The 17,397-nt window shown below is 64.9% G+C and carries 16 protein-coding genes; 4 read left to right on the top strand and 12 right to left on the bottom strand.

The features are described 5' to 3' along the window. Positions 1-276 precede the first annotated feature (276 nt). From J6500_RS04085 to J6500_RS04070, 4 genes are all read right to left on the bottom strand, one after another. A complete protein-coding gene (locus J6500_RS04085) occupies positions 277-1,071 on the bottom strand; it encodes an ABC transporter ATP-binding protein (protein WP_225711381.1) in 795 nt (264 codons plus the stop codon). An 11-nt stretch (positions 1,072-1,082) separates the two neighbouring features. Continuing rightward, complete coding sequence (gene ntrB / locus J6500_RS04080; protein WP_225711380.1) at positions 1,083-1,988, bottom strand: nitrate ABC transporter permease; 906 nt, start codon at positions 1,986-1,988, stop codon at positions 1,083-1,085. A 62-nt stretch (positions 1,989-2,050) separates the two neighbouring features. Continuing rightward, the gene (locus J6500_RS04075) at positions 2,051-3,361 is read right to left on the bottom strand and encodes a CmpA/NrtA family ABC transporter substrate-binding protein (protein ID WP_225711379.1); all 1,311 of its coding nucleotides are present in this window, start codon (positions 3,359-3,361) and stop codon (positions 2,051-2,053) included. Positions 3,362-3,684: 323 nt separating this feature from the next. Then, a complete protein-coding gene (locus J6500_RS04070) occupies positions 3,685-4,602 on the bottom strand; it encodes an intradiol ring-cleavage dioxygenase (protein WP_225711378.1) in 918 nt (305 codons plus the stop codon). Positions 4,603-4,756: 154 nt separating this feature from the next. Here J6500_RS04070 and J6500_RS04065 point away from each other — a divergent pair, with 154 nt between their 5' ends. Together J6500_RS04065 and J6500_RS04060 are read left to right on the top strand one after the other, a co-directional pair. Next, the gene (locus tag J6500_RS04065) at positions 4,757-6,031 is read left to right on the top strand and encodes a serine hydrolase domain-containing protein (RefSeq protein ID WP_225711377.1); all 1,275 of its coding nucleotides are present in this window, start codon (positions 4,757-4,759) and stop codon (positions 6,029-6,031) included. A gap of 149 nt (positions 6,032-6,180) precedes the next feature. After that, complete coding sequence (locus tag J6500_RS04060; protein ID WP_225711376.1) at positions 6,181-7,500, top strand: dicarboxylate/amino acid:cation symporter; 1,320 nt, start codon at positions 6,181-6,183, stop codon at positions 7,498-7,500. Between the two features lie 57 nt (positions 7,501-7,557). Here the strand turns inward: J6500_RS04060 and J6500_RS04055 are convergent, their stop codons facing one another. Further along, positions 7,558-7,815, bottom strand: coding sequence for a hypothetical protein (locus tag J6500_RS04055; RefSeq protein WP_225711375.1), 258 nt, complete (start codon positions 7,813-7,815; stop codon positions 7,558-7,560). Positions 7,816-8,442: 627 nt separating this feature from the next. Between J6500_RS04055 and J6500_RS04050 the strand changes: the two genes are divergently transcribed. Together J6500_RS04050 and J6500_RS04045 are read left to right on the top strand one after the other, a co-directional pair. Continuing rightward, a complete protein-coding gene (locus J6500_RS04050) occupies positions 8,443-8,838 on the top strand; it encodes a helix-turn-helix domain-containing protein (protein WP_094194089.1) in 396 nt (131 codons plus the stop codon). A 386-nt stretch (positions 8,839-9,224) separates the two neighbouring features. After that, a complete protein-coding gene (locus tag J6500_RS04045) occupies positions 9,225-9,530 on the top strand; it encodes a hypothetical protein (protein WP_225711374.1) in 306 nt (101 codons plus the stop codon). Between the two features lie 162 nt (positions 9,531-9,692). Here the strand turns inward: J6500_RS04045 and J6500_RS04040 are convergent, their stop codons facing one another. The 7 genes from J6500_RS04040 to J6500_RS04010 all read right to left on the bottom strand — a co-directional run bounded on the left by J6500_RS04040 (position 9,693) and on the right by J6500_RS04010 (position 17,380). After that, positions 9,693-10,775 carry an isocitrate/isopropylmalate dehydrogenase family protein gene (locus J6500_RS04040; protein WP_225711373.1) on the bottom strand — a complete coding sequence of 361 codons (1,083 nt, stop codon included), beginning with the start codon at positions 10,773-10,775 and terminating at the stop codon, positions 9,693-9,695. 141 nt (positions 10,776-10,916) lie between these two features. After that, a complete protein-coding gene (locus J6500_RS04035; RefSeq protein ID WP_225711372.1) occupies positions 10,917-11,987 on the bottom strand; it encodes an alcohol dehydrogenase in 1,071 nt (356 codons plus the stop codon). Positions 11,988-12,074: 87 nt separating this feature from the next. Next, positions 12,075-13,043, bottom strand: coding sequence for an ABC transporter ATP-binding protein (locus tag J6500_RS04030; protein ID WP_225711371.1), 969 nt, complete (start codon positions 13,041-13,043; stop codon positions 12,075-12,077). After that, a complete protein-coding gene (locus J6500_RS04025; RefSeq protein WP_225711370.1) occupies positions 13,040-14,029 on the bottom strand; it encodes an ABC transporter ATP-binding protein in 990 nt (329 codons plus the stop codon). Before J6500_RS04025 ends, J6500_RS04030 begins: the two co-directional genes overlap by 4 nt. After that, positions 14,026-14,895: an ABC transporter permease gene (locus J6500_RS04020; RefSeq protein WP_225711369.1), complete on the bottom strand. Its 870-nt coding sequence runs from the start codon at positions 14,893-14,895 to the stop codon at positions 14,026-14,028. The genes J6500_RS04025 and J6500_RS04020 overlap by 4 nt, the downstream gene beginning before the upstream one ends. Continuing rightward, positions 14,882-15,832: an ABC transporter permease gene (locus J6500_RS04015; RefSeq protein WP_225711368.1), complete on the bottom strand. Its 951-nt coding sequence runs from the start codon at positions 15,830-15,832 to the stop codon at positions 14,882-14,884. Before J6500_RS04015 ends, J6500_RS04020 begins: the two co-directional genes overlap by 14 nt. Before the next feature lie 6 nt (positions 15,833-15,838). Next, complete coding sequence (locus J6500_RS04010) at positions 15,839-17,380, bottom strand: ABC transporter substrate-binding protein (protein ID WP_225711367.1); 1,542 nt, start codon at positions 17,378-17,380, stop codon at positions 15,839-15,841. Positions 17,381-17,397: the final 17 nt, after the last annotated feature.

Here is a 17,397-nt window from a genome sequence, read left to right as displayed (position 1 = left end):
TCCTGGCGAAAGCCAGGACCCATTCCCCCAGCCGCTCGTTGTTGCACGACGCTGGAGCCTCGATCCCGCTCCCAATCAAGTTCGGTGGCTATGGGTCCTGGCTTTCGCCAGGACGACGCGTGAGGAGGCCGCTCGCCAGAATGTCCATCACCATGACCCTGAGAGGGCTTTGAAGCTTTGTCACCCAGCGCCGTCATCGCCGGGCTTGTGCGCAATTGCGCACATGGACCAGGCGATCCCGTACGCCTCCGTGCACGCGGCCCTGCGGCGGCGGAGCTACGCCGCCTCGACAAAGCTGTGGCGCTCGTAGAGGAATTCGAGCACGCGCTGCCGGCATTTCAGATAGGCCGGGTTGGTCGCGAGTTCGAGCCGTTTGCGCGGGCGTGCCAGCGGCACCTCGAGCACCTCGCCGATCCGCGCGCTCGGGCCGTTGGTCATCATCACGATGCGGTCCGACAGCAGCACGGCCTCGTCGACGTCGTGGGTGATCATCAGGATGGTGTTGCCGAGCTTCTGATGCAGCGCCATCACCGAATCCTGCAGATGCGCCCGGGTCAGCGCATCGAGCGCGCCGAATGGCTCGTCGAGGAGCAGCACCTTCGGCTCCATCGCCAGCGCCCGCGCGATGCCGACGCGCTGCTTCATCCCGCCGGAAATCTCGCTCGGGCGCTTGTCCCTGGCATGCGCCATCTGCACCAGGCTGAGATTGTGCATCACCCAGGCGTCGCGCTCGGCCCGGGTCTTGGTCTTGGCGAACACCTTGTCGACGCCGAGCTTGACGTTCTCGTAGACGGTCAGCCACGGCAGCAGGCTGTGGTTCTGGAACACGACGGCGCGATCCGGCCCCGGTGAATTGACCTCGCGGTTCTCCAGCAGCACGCAGCCATTGGTGGTGCCGGTGAGGCCGGCGACGATGTTGAGCAAGGTCGACTTGCCGCAGCCGGAGTGGCCGATGATCGAGACGTATTCGCCTTTATCAATGGTGAGGTTGATCTCCTTCAGCACCTCGGTCGTGGCGTTGCCGCGGGAAAAGGTCTTGTCGATGTGATCGAGCTTCAGATAGGCCTGCATGACTTGCCTCCTCAGTTCGCGGCCGTGCCGCGGGTCACGACCTTGCCAAGACCTGCGATCAGACGGTCGAGCACGAAGCCGATGATGCCGACATAGAACAGCGCCAGGATGATCTCGCTGATGTGCGAGGAATTCCACGCATCCCAGATGAAGAAGCCGATGCCGACGCCGCCGATCAGCATCTCGGCGGCGACGATCGCAAGCCACGACAGGCCGATGCCGATGCGCAGGCCGGTGAACATGTAGGGCGCGGCGGCCGGGATCATGATCTTGGTGAAGAACTCCAGCGGATTGAGCTGCACCACGGCGGCGACGTTGCGATAGTCCTGCGGGATGTTGCGGATGCCGACCGCGGTGTTGATGATGATCGGCCAGATCGAGGTGATGAAGATCACGAAGATCGCCGAAGGCTGGCCGTCGCGGAACGCGGCGAGCGAAAGCGGCAGCCAGGCCAGCGGCGGGATCGTGCGCAGGACCTGGAACAGCGGATCGAGCCCGCGCATCGCCCAGACCGATTGCCCGACCAGCGTGCCGAGCGCGATGCCGGCGATCGCCGCCAGCGAATAGCCGTAGGCGACGCGCTGCAGGCTGGCGGACAGATGCCAGAACAGGCCCTTGTCGATGCCGCCATTGTCGAAGAACGGATCGAGGATCAGCTCCTTGGTATCCTTGAACACCTTCGAGGGCGGCGGCAGGCTGGAGCCGGCACGACGGCAGACCAGTTCCCACACCAGCAGCAAAAGCGCGACCACGATCAGCGGCGGCACGATGCGCACCGCAGCGTCCTTCGCAATCCTGGCATAGGTTTCGGCGCGCGGCGTCCGCTTCGGCATTATGGTCGTCACGACCGGCGCCGCCTGAGCAGCCGGCGGCGGCGCGACCGCGGTGACTTCGGTCTTCATGGCAGGCATCGACATCGACAATAAATCTCCGTGATCAAAAGGCGGGGCCGCGACAGCGCGCGGCCAACATGGCCAAATCAGACATCGACACGCTTGATCGACAGCGACTTCAGGTAAGCGGCCGGATTCTCCGGATCGAACACCTTGCCGTCGAAGAAGGTCTCCTTGCCGCGCGAGGTCGAAGTTGGAATGTCCGACACGCCGAGCTCCTTGGCGGCCTCCTTCCACAGATCCTCGCGGTTGACCTTGGCGATCAGCGCCTTGGTGTCGAAGCTAGCCTCGTATTTGCCCCAGCGGATGTCTTCGGTCAGGAACCAGAGGTCGTGGCTCTGATAGGGGTAGGACGCGTTGTCCTTCCAGAACCGCATCTGCTGCGGCGAGTTCTCGACCACGCGGCCGGTGCCGTAGTCGAACTTGCCCTTCATGCGGTCGGTGATGTCCTCGACCGGGCAATTGATCCACTGCCGCTTGGCGCAGATCGCCGCGGTCTCCTCGCGGTTCTCGGCCTTCTCGCACCACTGCTGCGCTTCCATCACCGCCATCAGCAGCGCCTTCGCCGCCTTCGGGTTCTTGTCGACCCAGGCGGCGCGCAGGCCGAACGATTTCTCCGGATGCTTGTCCCAGAGTTCGCCGGTGGTAACAGCGGTGTAGCCGATGTCCTGGTGGATCAGCTGCAGATTCCACGGCTCGCAGACGCAGAAGCAGTCCATCGTGCCGACCTTCATGTTGGCCACCATCTGCGGCGGCGGCACCACGATGGTCTCGATGTCCTTGTCGGGATCGATGCCGCCGGCGGCGAGCCAGTAGCGGATCCATAGATCATGCGTGCCACCGGGGAAGGTCATCGCGGCCTTCACCGCCTTGCCGGACGCCTTCTTCTTCTCCAGCGCCACCTTGAACGGCGCGGTGTCGATGCCGAGCTTGAGATCGGCATATTCCTTGGCGACCGAGATGCACTGGCCGTTCAGATTGAGCCGCGCCATGATGTACATCGGCGTCGGCTGATTGTTCTGCGTCACCTTGCCGGCCGAGATCAGATACGGCATCGGGGTCAGGATATGCGCGCCGTCGATGCCGTTGCCTTCGGAGCCGAGCACGAGGTTGTCGCGCGTCGTGCCCCACGAGGCCTGCTTCTGCACCTCGACATCGGGCATACCGTATTTGGCGAAGATGCCCTTCTCCTTGGCGACGAACAGCGGCGAGGCGTCGGTCAGCGCGATGAAGCCGAGCTTGGCGCCCTTCACCTCGGGGCCCGCGCCCTGCGCGAATGCGCCGGCGGGGAAGTTCAGCTTCGCGGCGGCAAGCAGCGCCGCGGTGCCGCCGGCGGCCTTGAGGAGTTGGCGACGGCTCGGTCCGCGGCCTGAATTACGGTCAATGCGCTTGGTCATGAACAGTCTCGTCCTTTTGCGTCTGTGCTGAGGATGGCCGTCCGTCTGGCGTCGCCGCTGTCCACGCATGAGGGCGCGTTCGGGCGTGGCCCGGTTGCGGCAGCACAATTCGGATCAATTGGTCTCAAGGGACGGCGTCGATGGCGTCGGCGACTACTATTCAAGCCGCGTGCCAAATCGTTGCAGCGCAAAAATGTGATCGGTGAGAAAGAGTTGCGAACAATGTCGCAGGACACGGCGGCCACGTCGCGCGCATCCAAATTTGGCGCGCCGCTCAATTCTTGTGCGTCGCACAAGAATTGAGCAGAGCGTTCAGCGATTGATCAGGCGTGCTCCGGCACCTTGGTTCCGAGCGGCGCCGGCGCCATGCCGCCGCCGGGCTTCACGCGGAATTCGTAGGTCATCAGGTGCCACGGACCATCCGACGTCTTGCCGTCGGGCATCACCGCATCGCCGCCGCGCTTCTCGACCTTGGCGATCAGATCATTCTTCACGCCGAACACGACGTCGGAATCGATGTACTTGTCGCCATCGATGAAGACATGCGTGATCAAGGGCTCGTAACCCTTGGCATTGACCAGGAAGTGCACATGCGCGGGCCGCATCGGATGGCGGTTGGTCTGTGTGATCATCTGGCCCACCGGACCGTCGGTCGGGATCGGATAGCTGCATGGCAGGATGGTGCGGAAATAAAAGCGGCCGTCGGCGTCGGTGATGAAGCGCGCCCGCGACGAGGCGCCCTCGGCGGCATAGTTCGCCTTCTGCGAGTCGTAGAAGCCGTCCTCATCCGCGTGCCAGACATCGACCGGCACACCCGCCAGCGGCTTGCCCTTGAGGTCGGTGACGCGGCTCTGCACGAACATGCGCTCGCCGGGCAGGCTTGCCGAGATGTCGGTGCCGTGCGGCGTGACCTTGTGCTCGCCGACATAGAACGGGCCGAGCACGGTGGTCTCGGTGGCGCCGTCGCGATCCCTGTGGTTGACCGCATCGACCAGCATCGAGACGCCGAGCACGTCGGACAGCAGGATGAACTCCTGGCGGATGTCGGTGCACTTCTGCCCGGTGCGAGTCAGGAAATCGATCGCGTAGTCCCATTCCTCGAAGGTGAGATCGGTCTTGCGGACGTAGTCGTGCAGCGACTTCACCAGTTCCTGCAGCAGGAACTTGGCCCGCGGACTGGGCGTCTGGTCAAAGCTCTTGATGACGGCGGCGGTGAGTTCGGCGTCGTTGAACTGGGTCATCTGTGGCGTTTCCCTTGACGTATTCCCGGCCCCTGAGAGCGCGATTGCGGGTCGGAGCGTACACTACCAACCGTATGCAGGTAAGCGCCGACAGAATGGTGCGGTAGACACTTTTCGGCTATCAAACCCTCCTCGTCAGCCGGAGAAGAGCCCGATGCTAGCCCCCACCTCTGCCTCACCCGAATCCGCGGGCATGTCGACCGCAGCGCTGAACCGCCTCGAGGCGCATCTGAAGACCCGCTACATCGACGCAGGCCGGTTTCCCGGTACTCAACTTCTGATCTATCGCCGCGGCAAGGTGGTGCACTCGGCGGTGCAGGGCTTTGCCGATCTCGAGCGCAAGGTGCCGGTGAAGGACGACACCATCTTCCGCATCTATTCGATGACCAAGCCGATCACCTCGGTCGCCTTCATGATGCTGGTCGAGGAAGGCCGCGTCGCGATCGACGAGCCGGTCGCCAAATATATTCCCGAGTGGAAGAATCTCGGCGTGTTCGTCGCAGGCAACGCGCCCGCCTTCCTGACCCGCCCGCCGACCCGGCCGATGCTGATCGTCGACCTCTTGCGTCACACCTCGGGCCTCACCTACGGCTTCCAGCAGCGCTCCAATGTCGATGCGGCCTATCGCGCGAAGAAGATCGGCGAGGTTGAAAAGGCCGGGACGCTCGACAGTATGATCGAGGACCTCGCCAAGATCCCGCTGGAATTCTCGCCGGGCGAGGGCTGGAATTATTCGGTCGCGACCGACGTGCTCGGCTATCTCGTCGGCAAGATCTCGCGCATACCGTTCGAACAGTTTCTCAAGGAGCGCATCTTCAAGCCGCTTGGCATGAACGACACCGACTTCTTCGTGCCGGCGGAGAAGGCGCACCGCTTCGCCGCCTGCTATTCGGCCGACCCGCAGGGCGGCTTCAATCCGCTCGCCGCCGATCGCAAGGGCACGCTGACCCTGCAGGACGACCCGGCCACCAGCTCGTTCCTGTCGCCGCCCTCGCTGATCTCCGGCGGCGGCGGGCTGTGCTCGACCGCTTCCGACTACCTCACGTTCTGCCGCGCGCTGCTCAATGGCGGCGAGCTCGGCGGCGTGCGGCTGCTGGGGCCGAAGACGCTGAAGCTGATGACCTCGAACCATCTGCCCGGTGGCGTCGACCTGCCGGCGATGTCGCGTTCGCTGTTCAGCGAGGCCGCCTATAACGGCATCGGCTTCGGCCTCGGCTTCGCCGTCACCATGCACCCGTCGCAGACGCTGATTGCCGGCAGCCCGGGCGAATTCAACTGGGGCGGCGCGGCGACGACGTCGTTTTTCATCGACCCGGCCGAGGAGCTGATCACGATCTTCATGACCCAGGTCCTGCCGTCGAGCGCCTACCCGCTGCGGCGCGAGCTGCGCACCATGGTCTATGCCGCGATCACCGACAGCAATCTCTGACCCGCCCCCATGTCGCGGGGCACACCGGGCGCCGCGACACTCTCCCTGACCGGCCCCTGCCTCACCCGCGACATTTTGGCACGCAAGTTGCTAAGGTAGAACGGTTGGGTCGGAGCGGTTGGCGGCCGGCCACAGGTCAGGGGGAAGTCATGTCGACCATCGCAGCGGTAGCCGCCGAGACGCGCAAGCCGCTTTACACGTCGCTGTTCGTTCAGGTGCTGGTGGCGCTGCTGCTCGGCATCGTGATCGGCATGGCCGCGCCCGACTTCGCCGTCGGGTTGAAGATCTTCAGCGACGCCTTCCTCAAGCTGATCTCGATGATCGTAGCGCCGATCGTGTTCTGCGTCGTGGTGCACGGCATCGCGGGCGCCGGCGATCTGAAGAAGGTCGGACGCGTCGGCGTCAAGGCGTTGGTCTATTTCGAGGTGATGACGACGATCGCGCTGGTGGTCGGCCTCTTGCTCGCCTACTGGTTCGGGCCCGGCCACGGCATGAACATCGACACCGCGACGCTGGATCCCAAGGCGCTCGGCAACTATGCCGGCAATGCGCAGAAGCTGAAGGGCGACGGCGTCGGCAGCTTCCTGCTCAACATCATCCCGATCACCTCGTTCGATGCGTTGTCGCGCAACGATGTGCTGCAAGTGCTGTTTTTCGCCATCATCTTCGGCGTCAGCCTCGCATTGGTCGGCGGCGAGAAGGGCGAGAAGGTCACCTCCATGATCGAGGCGATCTCGACCGTGCTGTTCCGCGCCATGGGCCTGATCGTGCGCTTCGCGCCGATCGGCGTGCTCGGCGCCGTCGCCTACACCGTCGGAAAATACGGCGTCGGCTCGCTGAAGCAGCTGCTGTCGCTGGTGGCGCTGTTCTATGTCTCGGTCGCGATCTTCGTGCTCGGCGTGCTCGGCGCGGTGATGGCGCTCGCCGGCGTGAACATCCTCAAGTTCCTCGGCTACCTGCGCGAGGAGCTGATGATCGTGCTGGCGACCGCGTCTTCGGACGCGGTGCTGCCGCAAGTGATGCGCAAGCTGGAGCGGTTCGGCGTCAAGGATTCCGTGGTCGGCCTCGTGATTCCGACCGGCTATTCCTTCAATCTCGACGCCTTCTCGATCTACCTGACGCTGGCAGTCGTGTTCATCGCGCAGGCGACCAACACGCCGCTGTCGTTCGGCGACCTGCTGCTGGTGCTCGGCGTCTCGCTGATCACATCGAAGGGCGCACACGGCGTGCCGGGCTCGGCGATCGTGATCCTGGCGGCGACGCTCAACGCGGTGCCGAGCATCCCTGCCATCGGCCTCGTGCTGGTGCTCTCGGTCGACTGGTTCATCGGCATGGCGCGCGCGGTCGGCAATCTGATCGGCAACTGCGTCGCCACCGTGGTGGTCGCGGCATGGGAAGGCGATCTCGACCGCGAGCAGGCACGCCGCGTGCTCGACGGCGCCGAAACGGTGGATGTGACGACGGGCTGAGGCGCCCACGCACCGCGCGCCGCGGTGCAGGGCGCATGGTCCACGATCGGCGGCGGTCTACTTGACGAGCTTCAGATAGGGCGGGAAGCGGCTGGCTGCCGCCTGCACCTGGGCCTGCTCGTTCGACGCCATCATGTCGCACAAGGCCTTGAGCTCGGAGTCCGTCACCTTGTGGAGCTCCATCCGAAGCTCGAGGATCGCAAGGGACAGCAGTCGCGCGGTCTCGGCGCTTCCTCTATCGAGCAGAAATGCCTGACATTCCTCCAGCGTCGCGAGCAGCGACAGCAACCGTTCTTCCATGCTTGCGACCGGCATAGTTTCTACTCCCGGAGCCGCGAGGTCGGATCGACGCGTTCCGCTCTTTCGCTTCATTGGCCTCTCCCGCCAGAGTTCGCCGGTGGTAGGCACAGACTTGGGCGGAATGATTCAGAACTTTTGGGCAATTGTCCAGCAACATTCCGAAAGCCTGACTTGGACTTATCGCAAACTTTTGGCGGGACGAGCCGCCCGGTTCATGTCATGAACGCCAGCCGTCACGACCTCTGGATGCACTAGCAGGGGTTGCATCTCAAATAAGGTGCCCGTAATATACGGATCGCCCGTAGAAATACGGAACGCGTGTCTGTGCCGCCCAGTAAGCATGCACGCAAAATCTGTGACGATCAAACTCGCGCTAGTTGTAGTTTGGTCAAGATTTTGCCAAATGTTGAGGGCGGGGTGTCGGGTAGACACCTTGGCGCGATCGACTTCAGGTAGTCGGCCGTGTCGGTAAATGGGTGCTTCCAGCGCGCGAGCGTTTGGATACCATCCCGCGGTCTTCTTGGATTTTCGTAGTTCTCAACGATGAACTGACGGTCCATACGAGCATAACGCGGTACATCATGGCCGAGTCTCTGACCCCACCGGGCCAGGGATTCCCGATTTGAAGGACGGGTCACAAGGATGAACAGATCAGCAGCAAAGAAGATGAAACAGCGCAGTGCCGGCAAGCCGGACATTGAGTTGGGCAAGCGGATTCGCCTGCGCCGTGTCGAGCAGAAGATCTCGCAGGCCGAACTCGGCGACAAGCTCGGCGTCAGCTTCCAGCAGGTTCAGAAGTATGAGAAGGGCGTCAACCGCGTCGGCGCAGCCCGTCTGCAGCAGATCGCATCCGCACTCGATGTGCCGGTGACCTTCTTCTACGACGGCGACAACAAGGCGCGCGAAGTCGAAAGCCTGCTCTTCCTGGACAGCGCCTTCAGCCTGCGGTTGCTGCGCGCCTACAGCAAGATCAAGGACCAAACCGTGCAGCGCCAGCTGGTTTCGCTGATGGAATCGATCGCCGCCAACGAAGACTGAGCGGCGTCGAAGGTCCGTTCGCCGCGGCGCGAACGCGATTGACAATGCGAACGGACCGGCCGCTGGCCGGTCACCGCGACGGCCAATTGCCCTCGGGCTGCATGATTTTTTGAAGCGCTGCTATCCGTGATGGCAGCGCTTTTTTCTTAGGTCCTCTTCCATTCTCTCCCCTCCTGAGCTTGCGCGTGCATCCGGCGTGATACGCGCCGTACGCCGCCATTCTGCCGCGCGGCCAATTGTCGCCCGCAAGCGGAGCCATCTCACAACACCCGCATTTCCTGCGTTGAACCGGCGTCGCTGAAGCGACGTGCGCGCGACTCGGCTTTTTGTCGCAGCAACCAAGCCGCCACGCCCGACGTTTTCAGGCTTCAACCAAGGAGACCTCAATGAACATCAAGCTTGCTGTTATTGGACTGGCCGCGCTCGGCGGCGTTGCCCTGATGTCGGGTTCGGCATCGGCGATGCCGAACGGGCTTCCGCAGGCCGGCCACATCGCAGGCGAAACGTCCAACGTCGATCACGTCCGTCAGGTCTGCGATCGCTGGGGCCGCTGCACCTGGAGGCCGGGCCCCTACGGCTACTACGGACCGCGCCATCACGGTTGGCATCATCGGCCGCACTACCGTCACCACCACTACCATCATCACCGGCACCGCCATCATGGCGGCCACCACGGCGGGCATCGGCGCTAGGGCAGCCGTCCCAGCAAGCTTGAGCGTTTTCCGCCGCGACAAAGCGTAGCTGTTGCGCGGAGATCCTGCGCAAGTTTTCGTGATCAGCGAGGGGGCTTCGGCCCCCTCATTTTCAGCGTCCCCTCATTTTCTGCCATGGCTCAGGGGAATCGTTCTTGCGCGCTAAAGCGCCGCCAGCACGGCCTTGGCGACATCAGCGGTGCCGTTACTGCCGCCGAACTCCATCGGCTTGATGCCGCCGGCATAGGCCTTGTCGACCGCACGCTCGATCCGCTCACCGGCCTCGGCGGCGCCCTCGACGCCATGCTTGTCGGCGAGCCAGTCCAGCATCATTGCCGCCGAGAGGATCATCGCAGTCGGGTTGGCCTTGCCCTGCCCCATGATGTCGGGCGCGGTGCCGTGGCACGGCTGGAACACGGCGTGACGATCGCCGATATCCGCCGACGGCGCCATACCCATGCCGCCGATCAGGCCGGCGGTGAGATCGGACAGAATGTCGCCGAACATGTTCTCCATCACCATGACGTCGAAATCCCAGGGCCGCTTGACCAGCAGCGCGGAGCAGGCGTCGACATAGAGGCGGTCGGTCTTGACGTCGGGATGGCGCTTGGCGGCTTCGTCGAACATGTCGCGGAAGAACGCGAATGCCTTGAACACATTCGCCTTGTCGACGCAGGTCAGCCCGCCACCGACGCGGCCGCGCGCCTTGCGCCGCTCGGCGAGGCGGAACGAGAATTCGAACAGCCGCTCCGAGGTCTTGCGCGTGATCACCAGCGTCTCGCGCGCCTCGCCGTCGGTGACGACGCCCTTGCCCATCGAGGCGAACAGGCCTTCGGTCGACTCCCTTATGACGACGAGATCGATGCCCTTCTGATCGGCGCCGACGATCGGGCTCGGCACGCCCGGGATGAGCCGCGCCGGCCGCACGCCGGCATAGAGATCGAAATGAAAGCGCAGCTCGACCTGCGGCATGATCTCGGTGTTGTCAGGGTAGCGCACCGACGGCAGCCCGCAGGCCCCCAACAGAATCGCGTCGGCCTCCTCGCACAGCCGCACCGTGGAGTCCGGCATCGACTTGCCGGTCTCCTTGTAATTGTTGGCGCCGGCCGGCGCCTCGGTGAAGCGGAATCGGAGATCGGTCGACTGCTCGATCTTGCGCAGCACCTCGAGCGCAGGCGCCATCACCTCCGGACCGATGCCGTCGCCGCCGAGCACGGCGATGTGGAATGCGTTGTTGGCGGACATGGGGGGATTACCTCGATTGGAATGCCAACGTTCACCCGATCGTCATTGCGAGGAGCGAAGCGACAAAGCAATCCATCCTTCCGGCGCGGCGGTATGGATTGCTTCGCTTCGCTCGCAATGACGCGGCGGGCGTCATGGCAGTTACGGCGTCAGCACGGCACGGCCGACGAGCTGGCCCTTCTGCAGATTGGTCAGCGCCTCGTTGGCCTTGGCGAGCGGCATCGGCGTGACCGGTATCGCCGGGATCTTCTTGGTGCGGACGAGGTCGAGCAGCTCCTGCGTCTCACGCAGATTGCCGACATAGCTGCCCTGGATGGTCACCGCCTTGATCGGGATCAGCGGCAGCGCCCAGGTCGCGCCGCCGCCGAACAGGCCGACGATCACGAGCTTGCCGCCCTTGGTCAGGCAGTCGAAGCCGAGCTGCGAGGTCTGCGCGTTGCCGACCAGGTCGATCGCGGCGCGGATCGGCTGGCCCGCCTTCTTCATCAGTTGCTCCAGCGCGTCCGGCGCCTTGCCGTCGACGGTCGCGAGCGCGCCGGCCGCTTCCGCCGCCTCGCGCTTCCTGGCATCGATATCGACCACGATGGCGCCCTTGCCGCCCATCGCCTTCAACAGCGACAGCGCCATCAGGCCGAGACCGCCGGCGCCGAAGATCACGATCGGGGTGTCGAGGTCCTTCTCGACCTTCTTCAGCGCGCTGTAGGTGGTGACGCCCGAGCAGGCGTAGGGCGCGGCGGTGACCGGATCGAGCCCCTTAAGGTTGAGCAGATATTTCGGATGCGGCACGGTCATGTGATCGGCATAGCCGCCGTCGCAATAGACGCCGAGCGCATTCGGCTTGATCGCGCACATGTTCTCGTCGCCGCCGAGACAGGTCGGGCACTTGCCGCAGCCGAGCCAGGGATAGGCCAGCGCGACGTCGCCGATCGCAAGACCGCCCTTGTCGGCCTCCTTGACGTCGGGCCCGAACGCAACCACCTCGCCGACCGTCTCGTGGCCCATCGTGCGGGGCAGCGAGACGCCGCGATCCTTCAGCGACAGCGGCTTGCGGCCGTGGCCGAGATCATAGCCGCCTTCCCAGATGTGCAGGTCAGAGTGGCAGACGCCGGCCGCCTTGACCTTGATCAGCACCTGCGTGCCCGACGGCTGCGGCGTCGGCTGATCGACCTCCTTCAGCGGCGCGTTGAAATCGACGACCTGGAAGCTCTTCATCGCTGTTCTCCCGGAATCTTGTTCTTGCAGGCGACATTCTTGCGGGCGACCCTGCCACGCCCGTCCGTTCAGGACAAACGGGGTAGTTCAAATCAGGGAATGATGGCAAGCCGCGAGCTGGCCGGGCGCGACCAGGCGCAGTTCCGGCACCTCGGCGGCGCAGCGCGCATCGGCCCGCGGACAACGGGTGCGGAAGCGGCAGCCCGAGGGCGGCGCGATCGGCGACGGCGGCTCGCCGACCGGGACGCTCTGGGTCGGGCGGACATCCGGGTCGGGCACCGGGATCGCCTCGATCAGCAGCGCGGTATACGGATGCGCCGGCCGCGCGAACAACTGCTCGGATGGGCCGACCTCGCAGAGCCGTCCGAGATACATCACGGCGACGCGGTCGCTCACTGCCTTCACGACCGCAAGGTCGTGCGCGATGAACAGCAGGGTCAGGCCGTAGCGCGCCTTCATCTCCTCCAGGAGATTGAGGATCTGCGCGCGGATCGAGACGTCGAGCGCCGAGACCGGCTCGTCACAGATCACGAATTCCGGATTGAGCACCAGCGCACGGGCGATGCAGATGCGCTGGCACTGCCCGCCGGAGAATTCATGCGGCAGGCGTCCGCTCACCAGCGCGGGATCGAGGCCGACCGCCGACAGCACCTCGTTGACGCGCCGCCGGCGTTCCTCGGGATCCCTGACACCGGCGATCACCAGCGGCTCGGCGACGATGTCGCCGATCCGCCGCCGCGGATTGAGCGAAGCGATCGGATCCTGGAAGATCAGCTGCGCGCGCCGGCGCATCTGGCGCAGCGTCTCGCCGCGCAGCGCGGTGAGATCGTGGCCGTCGAACAACACCTTGCCGGAGACGGCCTGGCGCAATTGCAGCACCGCGCGGCCGAGCGTGGATTTGCCGCAGCCGGATTCACCGACCAGGCCCAGCGTCTCGCCGCGGGCGATGTCGAGGCTGACATCGGACACCGCATGGATGGTCTTGCCGCCCACCGAATATTCGACGACGAGGTTTTCCACCTTCAGGAGCGGATCGGATGCCGCCTGCAACATCATGCGTCCGCCCCTGCCGTGATCGGATGGAAGCAGGCATAGAGATGGTCCGGCGCCTCGGCCGCGCTGAGGTGCGGCTTCTCGGTGCCGCAGCGGCCGGCGGAATAGCGGCAGCGCGGCGAGAACGAGCAGCCCTTGAGCGGCCGGGTCGGATCCGGCGGACGGCCGGAGATCGCCGGCAGCGGCGTATGCGGCGCGGCATCGAGTTTCGGCAAGGCGGCGAGCAGCGCCTCGGTGTAGGGCATCCGCATCTGCTTGAACAGCGACGGCGTCGGCGCGCGCTCGACCACGCGCCCGGCATACATCACCGCGACCTCGTCGGTGCGCCCTGCGACGACGCCGAGGTCATGCGTGATGATGATCATTGCCATGTGGCGACGCTGCTGCTCGCGCGCCAGGAGATCGAGGATTTGCGCCTGGATCGTGACATCGAGCGCGGTGGTCGGCTCGTCCGCGATCAGGAGCTTCGGCTCGCAGGACAGCGCCACTGCGATCGCGACGCGCTGGCGCATGCCGCCGGAAAGCTGGTGCGGATATTGCGACAGCCGCTGCTCGGGCGCGGGAATGCCGACGGCAGCCAGCAGTTCGATGGCCCGCTGCCTCGCCTTGCCAAGATCGAGCTCGAGGTGCTCCTGCATGGTCTCGGTCAGCTGGGTGCCGATGGTCAGCACCGGATTGAGCGAGGTCATCGGATCCTGGAACACGACTGCGAGCGAGCGGCCGCGCAGCCTGCGCAATTTCTCCGCCGGAAGCGCCGGCAGATCCTGCCCGTCGAACATCACCCGGCCGGACAGTTTTGCTTTTTTCGGTAGCAGCTGCAGGATCGCGCGCGACAGCATGGTCTTGCCGCAGCCGGACTCGCCGACGATGCCGAGCGTCTTGCCGGCGCCGACGGCGAGATCGACATGATCGACCGCCCGCAGATTGCCGCGCGGCGTCGGCAGGTCGACCACCGCGTTCTCGACCGAGAGCAAGGCGGCGCCGCTCACAGTGCGCCCTGCCTGGGGTCGGTCAGCGCACGCATGGTGTCACCGATCAGGTTGAACGAGAGCACGGTCAGGAACATCGCGATCGCCGGGAGGAAGGCGAGCCTTGGCGCCACGTCGAGGCTCTCACGCCCCTCGCCGATCATGCTGCCCCAGCTCGAGATCGGCGGCGGCACGCCGAGGCCGAGGAACGACAGCGCGCCCTCGACCACGATGGTGACGGCGACCGCGAGCAGGAAGAAGGCGAGCAGCGGCAGCAGCACGTTGGGCAGCAATTCGCGCAGCAGGATGCGCGCGTGGGTCGCGCCGAGCGCCTGCGCCGCGATGACGAATTCGCGCCGCGCCAGCGACAGCGTCGCCGCCCGCGCCACCCGCATGAAGGCGGGAATGCCGAGTACGCCGAGGATGCAGGTCAGGTTGAAGATCGACTGGCCGAGATAGGCGGTCACCGCCAGCGCCAGGATCAGCGGCGGGAACGCCAGCAGCACGTCCATGCTGCCGACCACGATCGATTCGAACCGGCCGCGGAAATAGCCCGCCAGCATGCCGAGCGCGCCGCCGAACACCAGCCCGATCACCGGCGCGCAGAGGCCGACGATCAGCGAAATCCGCGCGCCGTAGATCAGCCGGGACAGTTCGTCGCGGCCGAGGCCGTCGGTGCCGAGCCAGTGCTCAGCCGAGAACGGCGCGCGCCGTTCCAGCATATCCATGTCGGTCGGGCTCGGCAGCGGCAGCAGGTCGGCGCAGATCGCGACCGCAAACACCAGCAGCATCCAGCCGATCGCGACCCAGAACAGCGTGCCGAGCCGGCGCCCGCGCTTCGGCGGAGCCGTGGCGGTCTCATCGAGGCTCAGCTCAAGCGTGGCCATGGCGGATCCTCGGGTCGAGCACGGCATAAAGCATGTCGACGATGAAGTTCATGATCACGAAACCGGCGGCGACCAGCAGCACCACGCCCTGCAGGATGATGAGGTCGCGGGTGTAGATCGCGCCGACCAGCAGGCGGCCGATTCCGGGCAGTGCGAAGATCGTCTCGACGATCACGGTGCCGCCGATCAGCCGGCCGATATTGATGCCGGTGATGGTGACCAGCGTCAGCGACGAGGGTTTCAGCGCATGCACGAACAGGATGCGCGACGGCTTCAGGCCCTTCGCCTTGGCGAGCGCGATGTAATCCTCCTGCAGCGCCGCGATCATGTCGGAGCGCAGCACGCGCATGATGCCGGGCCATTCCGCCAGCGCCAGCGTCAGCGCCGGCAACACCATGAAGCGCAGATTGGCGATCGGGTCTTCGGTGAACGGCACGTAGCCGGTCGCCGGCAGCCAGCGCAGCTCGACCGCGAACAGATAGATCAGCAGGATCGCGGACAGGAAGGTCGGCACCGACAGCATGCCGAAGGCCGAGCCGGTCATTAAGCGGTCGAACGCGCTGCCGGCTTTCGCCGCGCAGGCGATCGCGAGCGGCACGCCGATCGCGAGCCCGATCAGCTCGGCGAAGATCATCAGTTCGAACGAGACCGGCACCCGCTCGCTGACCGCCTGCAGCACGGTCTGCCCGGTGCGGAAGGAACGCCCGAAATCGCCCTGCAGGATCTGCCAGAGCCAGCCGAAATAGCGCTGCCAGATCGGCAGGTCGAGCCCCATGTCATGGCGCAGCGCGGCGACATTTTCCGGTGTCGCCTGATCACCGAGGATGACGTAGGCGAGATCGCCCGGCAACAGCGAGGCGATCACGAAGGTCAGCACGGAGACGGCAATCAGCACCGGCACCAGGTACAGCAGCCTCCGCGCAACGAAGAACAGCATGCAGAGCTATTCCTTCCAGGCGGTGGAGACGTCGAGCACTCCGTTGAACATCTTCGGCACACCCTTCACCTTCGCATTCGAGATCGCGTAGTAGGTGTTCTGGAAGGTCCAGAACCAGATCGCCTGCTTGTTGATCAGGCGGCTGATCGCGCAATAATCCTCGGTGCGCTTGTCGATGTCGGCGGTGGAGCGCGCATGCTCGAGCAGCCGGTCCAGCTCCGGATCGGAATAATTGGCAAGCGCGACCGGGCTGCCGGTGTGGAAATTCGCATACATCTGCGGATCGGGGTCGGCGAGATCGACGATGCGCCACGGCGTCATCTGGAACTGGCGCATGAACGCGCGCGGCACGATGGTGGCCTGATCGACCTGCTCGATCTCCATGTTGATGCCGGCCCGCTTCCAGAGCTGCTGCAGCACCTGGCCGACGGTGCGGCCGCGCGGCGTCGCCGTGACCAGCATCTTGAACTCGACCGGCTTGCCGTAATCCTTAATCAGCGCCTTGGCCTTCTCGATATCGAACGGCAGCGCGCCGTCATCCTTGCACTTGACCCAGGAGCCGTCGCCATACGGGTTCGACGCCGGCCGGCTCAGGCCGCTGCTGACCGCCTGCGACATCTTCGGCCGGTCGAGCGCCATCACCACCGCCTGCCGCACCCGGATGTCGTCGAACGGCGGGTTCTTGGTGTTGACCGCATAGACCGCCGCGCCCGAGCCCTTGTAGGTGTGCACGGTGAGCTTGGAGTCCTTCTGCGCCTTCAGAATATTGTCGGCGTCGGCCTCGTCGTCCCAGATGATGTCGGCCTCGCCCGATTGCAGCGAGGCGAAGCGCGACTGCGCGTCCGGCAGCGGCTTTAAGATGATGCGGTCGAGATAGGGCTTGCCCTTGTCCCAATAGTCCGGGTTCTTCTCCAGCACCATGCGGTCGCCGGCGGTCCAGGACTTCAGGATGTAGGGACCGGTGCCGACCGGATTGCGATTGTAGTCGTCGCCCTTGGTCTTCCAGGCGGTCGGCGACTGCATCACGTTGTTGGAGCTCTGGATAGTCTGGGTCGCCGGGAAGTTCACCGACGGATCGCTGAAATTGTAGACGACGGTGAGATCGTCAGTGGTCTGCACGCTGATAATGCTCGAGATGTAGAATGCGCAGCGGCACTTGTTGGCCGGGTCCTTCTGGCGATCGAAATTCTCCTTCACCGCCTGCGCATTGAACGGCGTGCCGTCATGGAATTTGACGCCCGGCCGGAGCTTGAAGGTCCAGGTCTTGAAGTCGTCCGAATGCGACCACGACAGTGCGAGCTTGGGCTGCGGCTCGCCCTTGTCGTTGAGGGTCACCAGCGTATCGAAGATCGCAGCCGCTGCCGTGTTGGCCGAGGTGTCGTAGACACCGACCTTGAGCGGATCGAAGCCCGGGATATCCAGTTCCTGGCCGACAGTCAGCGTGCCGCCCGACTTCTGCGCGCCGGCGGGTGTTGCTGACGCCGCTGAAACAAATCCCGCGACAAGAAATAAGCGCGCAAGCGCATGCGCGCGGCCGACCGGCTTCATCCGTGCTCCCTCCCGAG

Origin of the sequence: Bradyrhizobium semiaridum (genome assembly GCF_020329505.1) — a bacterium.
Taxonomy (GTDB): domain Bacteria; phylum Pseudomonadota; class Alphaproteobacteria; order Rhizobiales; family Xanthobacteraceae; genus Bradyrhizobium; species Bradyrhizobium semiaridum.
Note: the sequence above shows the minus strand (reverse complement) of the source record. Positions and strands in the feature narration are given on the sequence as shown.